General features: G+C 67.7%; 16 protein-coding genes. 3 read left to right on the top strand and 13 right to left on the bottom strand.

The features are described from left to right. Positions 1-107: 107 nt before the first annotated feature. A complete protein-coding gene (locus ACWGCN_RS04820) occupies positions 108-653 on the bottom strand; it encodes a GNAT family N-acetyltransferase (RefSeq protein ID WP_452457498.1) in 546 nt (181 codons plus the stop codon). A gap of 12 nt (positions 654-665) precedes the next feature. On the opposite strand from ACWGCN_RS04820, the gene ACWGCN_RS04815 reads away from it, so the two are divergent. Continuing rightward, entirely contained in the window at positions 666-1,115 is a 450-nt protein-coding gene (locus ACWGCN_RS04815; RefSeq protein WP_452457499.1) for a VOC family protein, read from the top strand. A 56-nt stretch (positions 1,116-1,171) separates the two neighbouring features. Here the strand turns inward: ACWGCN_RS04815 and ACWGCN_RS04810 are convergent, their stop codons facing one another. From ACWGCN_RS04810 to ACWGCN_RS04800, 3 genes are all read right to left on the bottom strand, one after another. Next, complete coding sequence (locus tag ACWGCN_RS04810; RefSeq protein WP_452457501.1) at positions 1,172-2,680, bottom strand: carboxylesterase/lipase family protein; 1,509 nt, start codon at positions 2,678-2,680, stop codon at positions 1,172-1,174. A gap of 20 nt (positions 2,681-2,700) precedes the next feature. Then, positions 2,701-4,140 carry an ArnT family glycosyltransferase gene (locus tag ACWGCN_RS04805; RefSeq protein WP_452457502.1) on the bottom strand — a complete coding sequence of 480 codons (1,440 nt, stop codon included), beginning with the start codon at positions 4,138-4,140 and terminating at the stop codon, positions 2,701-2,703. Positions 4,141-4,389: 249 nt separating this feature from the next. Beyond that, positions 4,390-4,971 carry a TetR/AcrR family transcriptional regulator gene (locus ACWGCN_RS04800; protein ID WP_449962432.1) on the bottom strand — a complete coding sequence of 194 codons (582 nt, stop codon included), beginning with the start codon at positions 4,969-4,971 and terminating at the stop codon, positions 4,390-4,392. 80 nt (positions 4,972-5,051) lie between these two features. Here ACWGCN_RS04800 and ACWGCN_RS04795 point away from each other — a divergent pair, with 80 nt between their 5' ends. Next, positions 5,052-6,062, top strand: coding sequence for a saccharopine dehydrogenase (locus ACWGCN_RS04795; RefSeq protein WP_452457503.1), 1,011 nt, complete (start codon positions 5,052-5,054; stop codon positions 6,060-6,062). A 17-nt stretch (positions 6,063-6,079) separates the two neighbouring features. Here ACWGCN_RS04795 and ACWGCN_RS04790 read toward each other — a convergent pair whose 3' ends face one another. Then, a complete protein-coding gene (locus ACWGCN_RS04790; protein ID WP_452457504.1) occupies positions 6,080-7,216 on the bottom strand; it encodes an epoxide hydrolase family protein in 1,137 nt (378 codons plus the stop codon). Between the two features lie 62 nt (positions 7,217-7,278). Between ACWGCN_RS04790 and ACWGCN_RS04785 the strand changes: the two genes are divergently transcribed. Next, complete coding sequence (locus tag ACWGCN_RS04785; protein ID WP_452457505.1) at positions 7,279-8,271, top strand: helix-turn-helix transcriptional regulator; 993 nt, start codon at positions 7,279-7,281, stop codon at positions 8,269-8,271. 63 nt (positions 8,272-8,334) lie between these two features. Here the strand turns inward: ACWGCN_RS04785 and ACWGCN_RS04780 are convergent, their stop codons facing one another. The 8 genes from ACWGCN_RS04780 to ACWGCN_RS04745 form a co-directional block, all read right to left on the bottom strand. Next, positions 8,335-9,450, bottom strand: coding sequence for a serine hydrolase domain-containing protein (locus tag ACWGCN_RS04780; RefSeq protein WP_452457506.1), 1,116 nt, complete (start codon positions 9,448-9,450; stop codon positions 8,335-8,337). Positions 9,451-9,567: 117 nt separating this feature from the next. Next, the gene (locus ACWGCN_RS04775) at positions 9,568-9,996 is read right to left on the bottom strand and encodes a nitroreductase/quinone reductase family protein (RefSeq protein WP_379312107.1); all 429 of its coding nucleotides are present in this window, start codon (positions 9,994-9,996) and stop codon (positions 9,568-9,570) included. A gap of 46 nt (positions 9,997-10,042) precedes the next feature. Then, the gene (locus tag ACWGCN_RS04770; RefSeq protein ID WP_452457507.1) at positions 10,043-10,870 is read right to left on the bottom strand and encodes an alpha/beta fold hydrolase; all 828 of its coding nucleotides are present in this window, start codon (positions 10,868-10,870) and stop codon (positions 10,043-10,045) included. Positions 10,871-11,155: 285 nt separating this feature from the next. Continuing rightward, entirely contained in the window at positions 11,156-11,491 is a 336-nt protein-coding gene (locus tag ACWGCN_RS04765; RefSeq protein WP_378991701.1) for a hypothetical protein, read from the bottom strand. A 91-nt stretch (positions 11,492-11,582) separates the two neighbouring features. Beyond that, entirely contained in the window at positions 11,583-11,783 is a 201-nt protein-coding gene (locus ACWGCN_RS04760) for a hypothetical protein (protein ID WP_378629218.1), read from the bottom strand. Positions 11,784-12,008: 225 nt separating this feature from the next. After that, entirely contained in the window at positions 12,009-13,430 is a 1,422-nt protein-coding gene (locus tag ACWGCN_RS04755) for a three-helix bundle dimerization domain-containing protein (protein ID WP_452457508.1), read from the bottom strand. 219 nt (positions 13,431-13,649) lie between these two features. Next, the gene (locus tag ACWGCN_RS04750; RefSeq protein ID WP_452457509.1) at positions 13,650-14,240 is read right to left on the bottom strand and encodes a DUF308 domain-containing protein; all 591 of its coding nucleotides are present in this window, start codon (positions 14,238-14,240) and stop codon (positions 13,650-13,652) included. Further along, a complete protein-coding gene (locus tag ACWGCN_RS04745) occupies positions 14,237-16,546 on the bottom strand; it encodes an ATP-binding cassette domain-containing protein (protein ID WP_452457536.1) in 2,310 nt (769 codons plus the stop codon). The genes ACWGCN_RS04750 and ACWGCN_RS04745 overlap by 4 nt, the downstream gene beginning before the upstream one ends. Between the last annotated feature and the right edge of the window lie 30 nt (positions 16,547-16,576).

Genomic DNA, 16,576 nt, shown 5'->3' with positions numbered 1-16,576 from the left:
GTTGGCGCGCGAGCACCGTGCTTACTAATTCCACGGCCAGATCATGACCATCGCTGCGGCCATTCGCCCAGCAGGCCGACCCTTCGCTCGCCCCTCCCGTCAGTGGCCTACGTGCGCGACTCCCCGACCGTGATCCGATACCGCCGTGCCGGACCGAGTTCGGTGTCCTGGATGCTCTCGAGGACGCCACCACAGCGCTCGATCGTCTTCACCGACCCGATATTCTCGGCCGCGCAAACAATCAGTACTCGGTCCATCCCAGCCACTCGCGCCTCAGCGATGATCTCTCCCAATGCCCACGTGGCCAGCCCTCGACGGCGCGCGGACGGCCGGATCCCGTACCCGATATGCCCGACCGCCCGCTCAAGTTCACCGTCCCCGTGCCGCAATGCGATCCCGCCGAGTACACGATCACCCTCGACTATCCAGCGATACGAGCAACGCCCGTCCCCTGACGTGGTGATGAGCCGCGCGACCCAGAGCTCGAATCCACTCGCCGAGTCGACATCGTCACTCGGCAACAAACCGAAACCGTCCTCGTGGACACCGGGCCCCCATTCGACATGCGCGTCGCGCCATTCTCCGTACATATCGACACTGGGTGAGATCAATCTGTGCCCGGACCCGACCGGAATTCCACTGGAGGTGAACACTCTTTCAATCTAATGGGCGATCCGGATCGAACCGCCGGGAATTCGCGCCCGCTTGCTAGTCTCACCGATGTGACCATTGCACGGAGCTTTGTGAACATCCTTAGCGACCAACTCGCTACGACGCGTGACTTCTACGTCGACCTATTGGGTTTCCAAGTCGCCTACGACAGCGATTGGTTCGTACAACTCGTCGACTCGGGCTCGGCGACAACCATCGGCATCATGGCGCGCGATCACGAGCTGGTGCCCGACCATGTTCGTGGCGGGTTCGGCGGCTCCTACCTCACCATCGTCGTCGACGATGTGGAAACTGTCTACGCCCGTGCCAAGGACCTCGGCATTCCCATCGTCGAGGAGCCCCGGGATCTGTTCTACGGCCAAAGACGTTTGCTGGTAACCGATCCCAACCGTTTCCTCGTCGATGTATCGAGCCCGACCGTGTCACCGCCCACCGACCTCTGACGTAGCTTCTTCGAAAGGTGCGGCCGGCGCATGCCGGACGAGACCGGCTGGGTGATTCAGCTCGGGAGGTCCAGAGTGTCGAACTGGTGGGCTGACCAGATGCGGCGGGAGCCTTCTTCGGGGTAGGGCTGGGTGATGGGTTCGGCGTGGTAGACGCGCGTGGTTCGCGCCTGTGGATCGTAGGGCGCCCAGCCGGGGGTTCCCGAGGTAGCGAAATTCACCCAGTCGGTACGCATGCGGTGGGCGACATCGGTGATTTCGTTCGCGGCGTTCGGATGGGCGAAGCGGTGGGCGCGGACCTCGTCGGGACCGAGGGTGCCGAGGACGAGCAGGAAGTCCAGGCAGTGCGCGGCGCCCTGTTGCGAGTTGAAGCTCCACGCCAGTTCGCACAGCCACACGCGCCCGCCGCCCGAGTACGCAGCATCGGCCAGATGCAGGCTCGGCATCCGGAACAGCCAGTCGGAGTTGAGGATTTCGAACAGCTGGCCAGATGTCGCCTCCGGATAGGCCGCGCGGTAGCGCCTGTCACCATCCGTGCCTGGTGCGAGGTGGCGAAAAGCTGCGGTCATGGCCTCCGGTGCCGGTTCGCTCCCCGGGCGAGATGTGTAGAGCCGGAACTCGTCACGGGTGTGGCTGACGAGCAGGTCGACGTCGCGTGCGGCACCGCCCGCGATCGCACGCCATGGCGCGCACGGCAATATCTCACCGTCGACAACAGGGGAGAACGGGGTGGGCGTGAGCGCCATCGGGCCCCAGGCATCGACGAACTCGGGCATCGCGGCGATCACCGCGGTGGTGGCGTCGGTGAGTGCGCGTGGCGGCAGCAGGGCGAGGTCTTCGACGGTGGCCTGGACGCCGAGCTGTGCGGCGATCGTGGTCGAGATCGCGGCGGCGAGGCTCGGAGTGAAATAGGTGCCGGGCATGCTCTGGCTGATCGCTCGGCGAAACAGTCCGGCCGCCATCGGCATCACCAGCAGCGCACCGATGGACGCACCGCCCGCGGACTGCCCGAAAACGGTGACGTTGGCGGGGTCGCCACCGAATGCGGCGATGTTGTCCTGGACCCAGCGCAGAGCAGCGATCTGGTCGAGGATGCCGCGATTGTCCGGAGCTCCAGCAATGCGGGCGAAACCGTCGACGCCGACTCGATAGTTCATGCTGACCACCACCACGCCGGCCGCTGCGAGCAGCGCACCGTCGCAATGCGGGTCGGCGGTGTCGTTCTCGAGGTAGGTGCCGCCCTGGATCCACACCATCACCGGCAGTTTCGCGGCCCCGAGGTCGGGTGACCAGACATTCAGGGTCAGACAGTCCTCGGATCCGTCATCGGTCGAGCCGGACGCCGACGACATCACCGAACCGCCATTGCGGGCCTGGGGAACCGGAGGGCCGAACATCAGCGCGTCGCGAACGCCCTGCCACCGCTGTGCAGGCCCAGGCGCCGCGAACCGTCGTGCGCCGACCGGCGGCGCTGCATAGCTGATCCCCCGAAAGACCGCGACAGCGCCTTCCCACCGGCCGCGCACAACACCGGCGCCCGTGCGGATTTCAGGTTCGTTGCCCACGCGATACTCACTTCCTGGTGTCAGAGGCCGCGCATCGTCGACCACATCGACGACCACGGCTGAATCGGACCCACGCATTCCCAGATCGTGGCATCGGTGGTGATGCCGGGAATTCCGAGCGGGTAGTCGGTTCGGCCCGCTGGGACGACGGAGCTGAACCAGCGACGCAGATCCGCCTCGGTACCGCCGACGTAGACGACCGTGTCAGCGGTATCCGGCGGGACACCGAAGTAGCCGAAGCCGCGGTTCGGACTGAAGACCGGCGGTAGACCCGCAGTGGAACGAGCGTGATCGAGCGCTGACGCTTGCACATACCATTGCGTCACGACCACGGCCGTGCGCTGCCGGTGCGGCGGTAATGCGCGGTAGGCGTTCGCAGTAGCCGCCACCAGCTCGGGCCATCCGAGTTCGCTGTATGCCGAAGGTCCCAGTGCGGCAGCGAGATCGGGGGCAGGGGCGTAGTCCGAGGCGGCACGCCACGGCGTCACGTACACGACGGCCGCAACCATCGACAGCGCTGCCGCCTGCACCGCGACGATGGTGAGCCAGCGTCTGGGTATCGCGGCCGATCCCACGGCCCCGGCCGCGATCACCACCGGGTAGATGCCCGCACCGTAGCCGCTGCGACCGCCGCTGATCGCGATGATCGCCACCGCCAGTAGAAACGCCACACCGAGGAACCGGTAGCGGCGCAGGAGCGGCGATCGGCACAACTGCCACACACCGCACACCACGAGCACCGCGGCGAGCGGACCCCACCATGGCAAGGTGCGCGGGACGAACCACAGCGAGCCGGCGAAACCGCCGGTCTGGCCGCGAACCACCGCCCCCATGCCCAGATGCGGCCAACCGTTCATGGCCTGCCAGATCAGCCCCGGCGCTGCCGCCAGCACCACAATGCTCGCGCTCCACCACAGCGCCGGTCGCCGCAACAACGCTCTGGGCCCCAGCCAGGCCACGGCGACGACCACCGCGATCCAGAAAATCGGGATCAACCATTTGACCTGCACGGCAACGGCTGTCGCGAACCCAGCCGCCCACAGCAACGCATCGTCGCGGGTCCGGACCCAGCGCACCAGCAGCCAGGTGAGCACCGCCCACAGCAAGGTATCGATGGCGTTCGTCGACAAAGTCTGCGCCTGACCGAGTACGAACGCCGATGTCGCGCAGGCGATCGCTGTCAGTGACTGGGCTCCGCGAGCACCGCCCAGTTCGCGGGCGATGACCGCGCTCAACACCACTACGGCGAGCGACGCCGCCACTGCCGGAATGCGCAATGCGATGAACGATCCGGGACACAGCCAGTCCATCGAGCGCGCGAGCAGCGGCACCAGTGGACCTTGGTCGGCATAGCCGAACGAGGGGTGCTTGCCCGCGGCGATGAAATACAGCTCGTCGTAGTAGTAGCCGTACCGCGTCGCCGATAGCGCCGCGACGATGCCGAAGACCACTCCCACCACCGCAACAGCGAACCGCGCGAAGGGCGGGCGTGGATCATCGGTCGTAGAAGGAGATCGAGCTGAGTCGACAACCACCCCTGGCACGGTGTCCGACACTACCGGCTCGGCGGGAACGACAAGCATGCAAACGATCCAGCCCTGGCCTACGCCACGGGTTTCGGGCCCCGCAGGCGCTGTCGCTTCGACAGGCGTCCGACGCCGCCCCCTGTCGGCGGACAACGGCATCAGCTTCGGTCTGCTGCGGTGCCGCTATCGCACACCGATACTGCCGACGATCAGATCGGTCAGCGCCGAGATCGCTTCGTCGGGCGTGGTCGTACCCAGGTTCAGTTCCGCGGCCAGTGTTTCGGCCGCGCCGAGCACGCCGACGCAGCGCAGTCGCAGTGCTGTGGCGGTGAGTGGCGAGAACGGTTGCAGGGTGGCTGCCATCCAGTCGCGGTAGCTGTCGAGCATGTCGTGCTGGATCGCCTGGACGTCCGGATTGCCTTTCAGGGCGGCGGAAATCGCGTCGAATTCGGGCATGTCGGTGGCGCAGGCGAAGTAGGCGGTGCCCATGACGCGGGCGATCTCGTCGACGGTGGGGGTGGCGTCGCGGGCGGCTTGTTCCGAGGCCAGGCGGTGGCGTTCGTCGAGTTGACGGTAGAGCGCGAGGAGCAGTTCGGGGCGGGTACCGAAGTGGTCGTAGACGATCGGCCTACTCACGCCCGCAGCTTCGGCGAGAGTGGCCAAGGTCAGGCCGTCGGTGCCTTGCTCTCGTACCAGCGTCAAGGCGGTGTCGAGCAGCTGCTCGCGCCTGGCCGGCTTCGCCAATCTGCCCGATCGTGTGGTCATCGTCCTCCCTTGCGCCATGTCCACAGCTTAGCTACAAAGAGTAAGTTACAACTTGTAGCTTAGCGGAGAGGGATTTCACCATGGAGCAATCGGTACTGATCTTGGGCGGGTCGGGACAGGCGGGGTCGGACACCGCCGCCCTGTTGCGTCAATGGCATCCGACCCTGCCGTTGACCATCGCGGGCCGTGATCTCGGTCGTGCGCAACGGGTCGCCGACGCCGTCGGCATTGCCACGGCGGTGACGATCGATCTGTCACGCCGCGACCTCGGTCTCGCCGACGCCGACTACTCCGCGGTCGTGGCGACCCTGTGGGACCATCGGCTCAACGGCCTGCACTACGCACAGGACCGTGGCCTGCCCTACCTCAGCATCTCCAGCGGCCTGCTCGACATCGGCCCGGAGATCGTCGCGGGCGCGCAAAGGTCCAGTGCGGCACCGGTTCTGGTCGCCAGCCACTTGATGGCGGGCATCATCGTTCTCGCCGCGCTGGATTCCGCGCGCGAGTTCGACCGGGTCGACAGGGTCCGAGTCGGCGTCGCGCTCGATGACACCGACACCGGCGGACCCGCGGGAATCGCCGACCTGGAACGCTGGTCGGCCGTCACGACGGCAGGTCTCGTGCGCCGCGACGGCGTCTTCACCTGGCTCGCCGAGGCCGACGCGCAAGCCGACGTCCGCACCGTCGACGGCACCGCCCTGCCCGGCCAGAGCATCCCGGTTCTCGACGTGCCCAGCCTGGCCCTCGCTACCGGCGCACCGAACGTCCGGGTCGACTTCGCGGTCGGTGCCACCCCGAGCAGGCGGCGCGGTGAACCTGCCTCCGTCGAGGTTCGGATCGATCTCGCCGGAACCGGCCGGAACGGCGCACCGCTCAACAGAACACAGCACCTCGTCCATCAGGACGGTCAGCGACCGCTGACCGCAGTGGGGATCGCACTCGGCGTCGAACGGCTGCTCGGCCTGCGCGGCGACCGTCCCGCACCGGGCATCCACACCCCGGAGGCATTGATCGACCCCACCTACGCCGTCGAGCGGCTGAGCGAGATCGGTGCCGCGTGGCATCGAGATGGCGACGGCCCCCGGCCATAACCGGGGGCCACCGACTCCTACCGCACCGACCGGAAGAACTCGCGCACATCATCGATCAGTAGCTCGGGCGCTTCCATCGCGGCGAAGTGGCCCCCGCGGTCGTATTCGGTCCATCGGACGAGGTTGTTCTGCTTCTCGGCGATGCCGCGAATCGTGGTGTCACCGGGGAAGACCGCGACCGCTGTGGGGACACCGGAGCTGGGCAGGTCCGCGCCCCACTGCTGGGATTCTTTGTACAGCCGCATCGAGGAGCCCGCGGTCCCGGTGAACCACAAGATCGCTGTTTCGGCGAGCATGGCGTCGCGGTCGAGGGAATCCTCGGGCAGCGCGGCGGCGGGGTCCTTGTAGGTGTTGACGACATCGACGACCCACGCGAGCAGACCTGCTGGTGAATCGGTCAGAGCATGGGCCAGGGTGTGCGGGCGGGTGCTGTGCACACCCGCGTAGGCAGAAGTTTCGTTGCTGCTCCAATCCTGGAGCGCGGCGAGCTTTTCCTGATCCTGCTCGGTGTAGCCCGCACCGTCGTCGTTCCAGGCGGGGATGGTGATCGCGGCGTTGAGGTGCACACCGGCGACCCGCTCGGTATCGACCCGACCCACCTGCGGGGCGATGAACGAGCCCGCGTCGCTACCCTGCACGCCGTAGCGCTGGTAGCCCAATTCGCCCATCAGCCGGGCGATCAGTTCCGCGGATCGCTCGGTGGCCGCCTGGCCGGGCTGGTGGGTGGGTCCGGAGAAGCCGAATCCGGGCAGGGTCGGGATGATGAGGTCGAAGGCGTCGCGCGGGTCGCCGCCGTGCGCGCGGGGGTCGGTCAGCGGTCCGATCGTCGCACCGAAGTCGGTGAACGGCCAGCCGTGCACCAAGACCAGCGGCAATGCGCCGGATTCGGGTGAGCGCACGTGGGTGAAGTGCAGGCGCTGCCCATCGATCTGGGTGACGAACTGCGGGTGGGCGTTGCGTGCGGTTTCCGCGGCACGCCAGTCGAACCCGGTCCGCCAGTAGTCGGCGAGCTCGCGCAGATAGGCGGTGGGCAGGCCGTAGGTCCAGCCGGTGCCGGGCAGGTCGTCGACCCAGCGGGTGCGGGCGAGCCGCTCACGCAGGTCGTCGAGGTCGGATTGCGGGATGTCGATCCGGAAGCTGTCGATGTCGCTCATACCGACAACGCTAGGCAGCACTTAGGTCAGTACTGTTCCTAAGTTCGCGGCATGATGGAGAGATGTCCGAAACATCCGCTCGGCTGCTCCGGCTGCTGTCGCTGTTGCAGACCCGCCGCGCGTGGTCGGGTGCCGAACTCGCGACCAAGCTCGATGTCACCGCGCGCACCGTGCGCCGCGACGTGGAACGGTTGCGCGGATTGGGCTATCCGGTGCAGGCATGGCAGGGCAGCGCGGGGTATCGGCTGGGAGCGGGTGCGTCGATGCCGCCGCTGCTGCTCGACGACGAGGAGGCCGTGGCCGTCGCGGTCGGCTTGCGCACCACCTCGGGCGGCACGGTCACCGGTATCGAGGACGCCTCGCTACGCGCGCTCGCGAAGCTGGAACAGGTGCTCCCCTCGCGACTGCGGCACCGGCTCACCACCTTGCAGCAATCGATGGTGCGGGTCGCCGCCGAAGCACCGCGGGTGGCACCGGAGACGCTGCTGACGATCGCGCAGGCGTGTCGATGCCACGAGCGTCTGCGCTTCGACTACACCGATCACGCCGGTCGGACGTCTCGCCGCGATGTCGAACCCGATTCGCTGGTCAATGTGAGTAGGCATTGGTATCTGGTCGGGTGGGATGTCGATCGAGCCGATTGGCGGTCGTTCCGCGTCGACCGGCTCGAGCCGCGAGTGCCGACGGGCCCACGGTTCACCCCGCGACCGCTGCCCGACGGTGACGCGGCGACCTATCTGTCCCGCAGGCTCTCGGTCGCGTCGTGGCCGTGGCGCACCGTCGTCACCCTGCACGGGTCGGCCACCGAGGTGGCCGATCGGGTCTGGCCGGGCATGGGCGTCCTCGAAGCGGTCGACGATGTCAGCTGTCTGTTGCATCTGGGCGCCGATTCCCCGGCCGCACTGGCCTGGATGATCACCGCCCTGGACATCGGATTCACGGTCACCGACCCGCCTGAGCTCGTCGCGGCGCTGCGGACGGTGAGCGAACGATGCCGTGACGCGATCGTTGATGCACCCGGTGCCGACTTGCAGCGTGTGCCATTTCCGCGTTGACAGCGTCGCGGAGTCACCTCGACCTTGCTGCGCGGCGGCCGGCGCCCCGACCAGGCGAAGGATTCAGTCGCACAGCGCGTGGGTGAGCATCCCGCCGAGATCGACAGACGACGATGTGCCGGTATAAGCGATGGTAACCGCGAGGTCGGACCCCGTGGCACCGGCGACAGTGGAGAAGCCGGGGATGCCGCCGATGTGGCCGACATACTGCGCACCGCACGGCAGCTGGGTGTACCCGAGGCCGAGACCGTAGGACATGCCGTCACCGTTGCCCATGTCGATGCCGTCGAGCATCTGCGCGAGTTGGGGTTGGGGCACGACCCGACCGGCCAGCAGCGCGAGGAAGAACCGATTCACATCGGCGCCGGTGCTCACCAGCGCGCCCGATGCCCACGGCACCGACGGCTCCATCAGGGTCGTGTCGGTGAGTGTCCCACCGACGGTGGTGTAGCCGGTCGGATGCGGTTGACGGAGACCGGTTTCGCCGGTGGCGGGCAGGTAGGTATTCGACAGGCCGAGCGGTGTCAGGATGCGGTCGCGCAGTTCGTCGGTGTAGCGATGCCCGGTCACGGCTTCGATCAGCATGCCCGCGACGATGTAGTTGATGTTGGCGTACTCGAACCGGCCACCGGGCGCGAACTTCGCCGGATGTTCCAGGGCCAGGGCGACCTCCTGAGCCGGGGTGAAGGTGCGGCCGTTCTTCGCCGCTTCGTGTTCGTCGAGCTCCGGGGAGCGGGCCGGCTCGGGCAGGCCGCTTCGATGGCCCAGGATCTGGCGGACGGTGATCGCGCGCCCGTCCACGCCCGCACCGGTGAGCAATCCGGGCAGATACGTGTCGACGGACCTGTCGAGGTCGACGCGGTGTTCGGCCACCAGCTGCAACACGATCGCGGCGGTGAACGACTTGGTGACGCTGCCGACCCGGACGTGTTGGGGACCATCGGTTCCGATCGGGGTCGCCGCGCCCGCGTCTGCCAGTCCGGAACCGATAACGGTGTCGGCCTCGTGCGCGGTCAGCGTGGCGATGGCTCCGACAGCACCGGAGCCGACTAGCGCGTGGAGGTCGCCGCGCACGCTGTCCACACGAGCCGAGGCGAGGGGATCAGCCGTGCTGGTCGTGCAGGCGGACAAGCCCAGCGCGACGGCGAATATCGGCACAGTGAGGGTTCGAAAACGCATGATCGAACGGTAGGAAGCCGAGGCCCGCACACGCATCGGACTGCGGTACTACCCCCGCCTCGGTCTTCGGTAGCGGGGCAGGGCGGTCCGGTTGCCCTGCCCCGCTACCTCATCCGATCAGTTCCGGCGCAACGCCAGCACCGGAATGGTGCGGATGCCCTTCGTCTTCTCCTCGTATCCGGCGAAACCGGGATACCGTCGTGCCTGCTCGGCGTAGAGGCGGTCGCGTTCGTCGCCGGTCACTTCGGTAACGGTGACCGGAAAGGTCTCGGTGCCGACCTCGGCGTCGGCCGCGCCCGCCGAGATGAGGTTGTAGTACCAGTCGGGATTGGTGGGGGCACCGGCTTTGGAAGCGAAGACGTACACGAGCTTCGGGTCGTTCTCGTCGGCCAAGTACATCATCGGCGACACCAGTTGCCGGTCGGTACGCCGCCCTCGGTGATGCACCAGCACCATCGGCGCACCCTCGAACGGCCCACCGACGCGCCCTTCGTTGGCTCGGAACTCGGCGATGATCTTGCTGTTCCAGTCCTGTGATTCGCTCATGCCTGGCATCTTCTCCCCCGGCCCGCTCGTGCGCGAGCAACCACGCTCACGGCTCGTCGAGTACTTCTTGCAGGCGGGCGGCGAAGGTGACGGCATCGTTGACGAATCCGATGTGGTCGCCGGGGAACAGGACCGGGTCGACGCCCAGCGCCGATGCCAGTTCCCGCGAGGTGCGATCGCAGAACTGACTGGTGGACTCGGCACCGATCCCGACGATCACCCGGGTCGGGATCGAACGCAGCAACGGCGGGTCCGGTACCCAGGAGGTGGTCGGGCGCAGTTCATGGGCGAACCAGAAACGTTCGCTGGCGACCTGTCGGGGATCGCGGTCGCCGCCGAAGATCTCTACGAGCATCGGTTCCGGGATGGCAATAGCGGCTTGGGCGAAGAACTTTCGCCAGGCGCCGATCACATCGCCGGTGGCGTAGGTGGCGACGATGTCCTCGGTGAGTGAGCGCTGAGCTTCGGCGTCGGGGAGCAGTTCACGCAGCGGCGCCTCATGGGCCACGACAGTGGTGACCAGGTCGGGGTTGGTCTGGGCCAGGGCCAACGCGGTGACCGCGCCACCGCTGGATCCGAACACCACGGCCGGGCCCGCGCCGAGATGGGTGATGAGCTGGGCGAGGTCCCCGGCGCGGGCGAGCACCGTCGAATCCTGATTCGGGTCGTCGAGGGGGCTGCCGAAATGCCCGCGCGGATCGGTGGTGAGCACGGTGTTGGTGGTGGCGAGTTGTTCGGCGGCCGCGGCGAACGAGGCGGCGTTCATCGGGGCACCGACGAGGACGAGCAGCGGTCCCGCACCACGGACCTCGTAGTACAGGCAGGCGTCCGGCACCACGAGGGTGCCGGTGGTGACGGCGGAACTGGCGGTCATGAGGCTCTCCCGGATCTCGGCTACAGGTAGCACTCATACAGACGGTGCGCGCCGGAAGAACTCATCGCTCGCCACGAAAATACTTTTCAGACAATCTCTTCCGCAGGTCAGGCGAATTTTTGCGGTGACCCTGGGGTGCCGACGTGCGGGCTCAGCGAGCACATGGCCAGCGCGTGGAGTGTACAGACGTGCACTGAATGCTCTAGAGCCCTGCTCGTCGAAGGACGGCAAGTGCGCGAACGCGACGGAGAGAGCCAGCCTTGGCGCGCCCGACGAGGTGATGCGTCAGGGGCGCTCGGTGGGCAGTTCGCCGTACAGCTGCCGCGCCCGAGCAGTCAGCAGCGGCAGCACAACGGTGCGCCAGGTCGGCAGGTCCACAGCTTCGGATCGCCCTTCGACCAGCACGGACGCCTCGGACAACGCGTCGGCATCGTCGACGTCGACCCCGGTCACCTGGACGATCTCACGCCGCAGCAGCGTCACGAACTCCGTCGCGGTCTCCGGCGGGACCTGCGCGCAGACCTTGTCCCGCACCGCATTCCAAGCCACCGGGTCCGCGGGCGACCCCCAGTGGCGCGGTCGCCGATCGAAAAGGCGGGCTATCTCGGAAGAATCTGGCACCCGCCGAATCCTACCGAGACCCGCTCGCCGCCGCCGCGGCGACTTCCCGCGAACGCCGCAGCGGCATGGAGGAATCCGCACGGGGGCGCACTCAACGGCGGCGGCGGAGCTCGTCAGCGCTGGCCCGCAGCGTTCCGGCGACCAGTTCACGTCCCTCGTGCGCCAGATCGACCACCTCGCGCGCGCTCTTGCGGCCCGCGTCGCCCAAGATGGCGGCGAGCGCGGTCCCGGTGCGGCGTGCCGCGATGGACAGCTCGTGGATCAGTTCTCGGCCGGGTTCGAATTTGTCCATCTCGGTGGAACTCCATTCGCAGTGCGGGCCAGCTCGGATGCCTGGCAACACATCAGTGTACAGTCGTGCGCCGAACTCGTGTCAACCCCCGAATCCGGCACTACAGTCCGCCCGTCACCTGAACCCGAATCGGTGCGACGCCGCATGTCCTGAACGCGTCCTCCTGGCCACAGGAACACCGGTGCCGCGCAGCCAGGGAGCTGCGCGGCAACCGGGGAGGCGACTTCAGTTGTAGGAGTTGGCAACCCCGTCGAGCAGGTGCTCGAGGGTCTCGTAGGCCGGCACGTCGACGACGTCGATCAGATCGGCGGCCACCGGCACCGAACGTTCGGCGGCAACCGAGGTGAACTGGGCGGTGTCGCCGGTGCGGAAGCCGTGTTCGGCGGCCAGGCGACGCAATTCGGCGTTGTCGGTGAGCAGTTTGCCGATCTTGTCGCCGGTGGCGTCGAGCGGGACGAGGGTGTGGCTCGACAGGACCGTCGGGGTCGGATAGGTCAGCACCATGTCCGGCTTGATCCGGCCCTTGCCCGCGGCTTCGACGAACTGCGCCTCGTAGATGCAGACCAGCGGGGTCGGGCCCATGCCGTTGGTGAGGTACTGGTTGAACGGTCCGTCGCTGCTGTTGTCGGTGTAACCCTGGGCGAGGAACAGTTTCGACAGTGCCGGCAACACGTGCTGTTCGGCGGTGGCGCCGCGCACGATGGTGTGGTCGTTGGCGACATAGCTGGCGATCGAGAGGTACATGGCCGCGGAGTTCGAGCTGCGCGGGTCGGTCGTCGAGACCAGGATGTTCTTGGCGACCGGGTAGGTGGTGTTGTCGGGCAGGTCGTCCCACTGCACGCCGGTCCCGGCCAGCTCCAGGTACTTGCCCATGTCGAACGTCGCGACCGGGCCGGGCTTGATCACTCCGGCCGCTGTGAGCAGGTCCGCGATCGGCCGGTAGGTGGCGATGGCGATCGGTGACGAGAACGGCGTGTACTTGGTGGTGATGTTGCGCTGGCGCTGGATTCGCTCGGCGGCCGGAATGCTCGACGGGAACGCGAAATCGAACGCACCGAGGTCGACGGTGGTCGCGATCTGGCGCGAACCGGCCGGTTCGACCTCGACCCGCAGGCCGTTGTCGGCGAGCACCTTCGCCACGCGCTCGTCGGCGAAGAACGACATCTTCTCCGACCCCACCACCCCGCGCACCACCGTCACGGCGGCGACAGGAGCGGCGGCCGGCGCATCGGCACCGCCGGGCAGGAGCACGACTCCGGCGACGACACCGGCCACGACCACGGCCGCGCCGATCGACAACGGCACCACCGCACGCCTGCTCACCGCCCGCTTCGGCGGTTCCTCGGTGGTGTTCGACTCGCGCGCGATCAGTTCCGCGGCGCGCACGCCGGCCGCGGGGGCAGGAACCCGTACCGTCGGGTCGGGATCGGCGAGTTCGCGGCGCACGATCCGCTCGACCAGGATCGGCACGAACTCCCGGATCGGTTTACCACTGAATCGGTGGTGCGCGGCGCCGACCGCCGACGTCACCTGGTCGACGGGGACGTTCTCGGACAGGTCTTCGACCAAACTCTCGGTCATGCGCCGCATAGCCAGCTCTTCACGCTGGACGGCATCGGCAGCTACGCCGGGGACTACGCGCGACACCACATTCTCCTGGGCTCACATTCGGGCTGCGGACGCGGCGCGCCGAACAGGGCCCTCCCCGTGCGCACGCCGCGGGCCACGCTACCGTCGCGCAGCACAGATACCCCAGCCGTGAGCGAGGGTGCACGCAGAGTTCAGCGCTCGCTCGACTGCCCGCAATGTCACGTTGTCCGTGAGTTCGCGTAAACCTCGAATCTTGAAGTCGCAGTGTGTGATTCGCTACTGCAGCTCGGTAGCGGCCCGAACCGGCGGCGGCTGCTCCTCGGTCGCGGACCCGCGCGCTGCCTGCATCGCCGCCCGCCCGAGCCCACCGGCGAGCAGTTCCATCACGGCGATCACGACCAGCCCGGCACCGGCCATCGTGGCCAGCCCGGTGACCGTCTGGAAGGTGATCGCGATGATGGCGATGCCGATCGCGGTGGTGGCGAGCCCGCACAGTTCGTGCGCCCAGCCGTCCTCGACGCTGTCGTCCCACGCGGCGACCAGCGCGTGCACCACACCGCGCACCGACCAGCCGATGCCGATCCACAGGGCCAGCAGTTCGATATTGCCGCCCTGGAAGGCCAGGCCCGCCAAGATCCCCGTCAGTGCGACGCTGACCAGTACCAGCACCCGCAGCGGGAACGCGATCCGTGCCATGAACGCCAGATACACCTGCACCACGGTGCTCAGGATCAGCGAGACCCCGAACAGCGTCGCCAGCGTGGATTCGTCGCGCCCGGGCCACAGCAGCAGCGCCACACCGAGCAGGAACGAACATCCGCCGGCGACGAGCATCGCGGTGCGGGTCCGATCCGCGCTGCCGGTCATGTCAGCCGCTCCAGCAGGTAGGGCGCAGTCCGGCTGACCGCACTGTCCGCCACCTGTTTCGGTGTCCCCTGCGCCACGATCCGGCCTCCCTGCCCGCCGCCGCCCGGTCCCATGTCGATCACGTGGTCGGCCCCGGCGACAACGGTCATGTCGTGTTCGACCACCACCACACTGGCGCCGCTGTCGACGAGCGAATTCAGTTGTGTCATCAGGATATCGGTGTCGGCCGGATGCAGCCCGGTAGTCGGTTCGTCGAGCAGGTAGACCGTGCCCGCGCGCCGTGCCCGCTGCAATTCGGTGGCCAGTTTCACCCGTTGGGCCTCACCGCCGGACAGTTCGGTGGCGGGTTGGCCCAGCCGCAGGTAGCCGAGGCCGACATCGCGCAGCGTGCGCAGGGCACGCGCGACGACGTCGACGTCGTCGAGGAAGTCGGCGGCCTGGTCGACGGTCAGATCGAGCACCTCGGCGATGGTTTTGTCGCGGTAGGTGATGTCGAGGGTTTCGGGGTTGTAGCGCGCACCGTGGCAGGCCGGGCACGGACTGTAGGTGCTGGGCAGGAACAGCAGCTCCACGGTGATGTATCCCTCGCCCTGGCAGGTCGGGCAACGGCCTTCGGCGACATTGAACGAGAACCGGCCGACGCCGTATCCGCGGGCTTTGGCGGCGTCGGTCGCGGCGAAGAGTTTGCGGACCGTGTCGAACAGGCCGGTGTAGGTGGCCAGGTTCGACCGTGGGGTGCGCCCGATCGGCGCCTGATCGACTTCGACGACTCGCACGATGTCCGGGTCGGCGGCGGCGGTCGTCGACACAGCGTGCAGCAGAGTGGATTTGCCCGAACCGGAGACGCCGGTGATCGCGGTGAACACGCCGAGGGGGATGTCGGCGTCGAGGTCGTGCAGGTTGTGGCTGGTGACGGCGCGTAATCGGAGCTCGCCGGTCGGGGTGCGGGCCGCGCGCGGTGCGCGGACGATCTCGTCGAACAGGTAGGGCCGGGTGACCGAGTCGGCCACCTGCCGCAACCCCTCGACTTCACCGGCGTAGAGCACCGTGCCGCCGTTCACACCGGCGCCGGGACCGATGTCGATGAGCCAGTCGGCGTGGCGGACGACGTCGAGATCGTGTTCGACCAGGAACACGCTGTTGCCCGAGCGCTTGAGCCGGTCCAGCACCGTCGTCAGTGCCGCGGTGTCGGCCGGGTGCAGTCCCGCCGAGGGTTCGTCGAGAATGTAGACGACGCCGAACAGGCCCGACCGCAACTGCCCGGCCAACCGTAATCGTTGCAGCTCACCGCCGGACAGCGTCGGGCTCTCCCGGTCGACGCTCAGATAGCCGAGCCCGAGCTCGATGAGCACATCGATGCGGGAGGTGAGGTCCTGGGTGAGTACCGCCACAGCTTCCGTGCCGGAGGTGTAGGGGCGCAGCACCTCGACGAGTTCGCTGAGCGGCAGGTCGGCGAGCTCGGTGATGTTGTACCCGGCGAAGGTCACCGCGAGCGCTTCGGGTTTGAGTCGTCGACCCGCACACAGTCCGCAGACGGCGGTGTGCAGGTATTCGGCCGCGCGGGCCCTGGTCGCCGCGCTCTTGGATTCGGCGTGCGAGCGCAACAGCAACTGCTTGGCGCCGGTGTAGGTGCCCTGATAGGGGCGGTGGATGCGGTGCGGTTCGCGCACCGGTTCCACTGTGACCACCGGCTTCTCCTCGGTGAACAGGATCCATTCGCGGGCGGCGGGTGAGAGTTCACGCCACGGGCGGTCGATGTCGTAGCCCAGCGCGCCGAGTACGTCGCGCAGATTCTTGCCCTGCCAGGCACCGGGCCACGAGGCGATCGCGCCCTCGCGGATGCTCAGCGACGGGTCCGGGACCATCGACGCCTCGGTGGCCTCGTGGACGACGCCCTGTCCGTGGCAGCGCGGGCAGGCGCCTTCGACGGTGTTCGGGGAGAACGCGTCGGAGTAGAGACGGTTGGTGCCCTCCGGGTAGTGCCCGGGGCCCGTCCTGGCCGGGGTGTCGGGATAGTCGCCTTCGCGGGACATGAGCATGCGCAGCGTGTTCGAGATCGCGGTGACGGTGCCGACCGTCGAGCGTGACGACGGCGAGGACCGGCGCTGGGCCAGGGCCACCGTCGGCGGCAGGCCGGTGACGGTGTCGACATCGGGCGCTTCCACCTGGTTCAGCAACCGGCGGGCATACGGTGCCACCGACTCCAGGTAGCGGCGTTGCGATTCCGCGTAGAGCGTGCCGAACGCCAACGAAGACTTGCCGGAACCCGACACTCCCGTGAAGGCGACCAGGGCATTTCGTGGCATGTCCGCGTCGACATCACGCAGGTTGTGGAC

This window comes from Nocardia sp. NPDC055050 (genome assembly GCF_053608345.1).
Note: the sequence above shows the minus strand (reverse complement) of the source record. Positions and strands in the feature narration are given on the sequence as shown.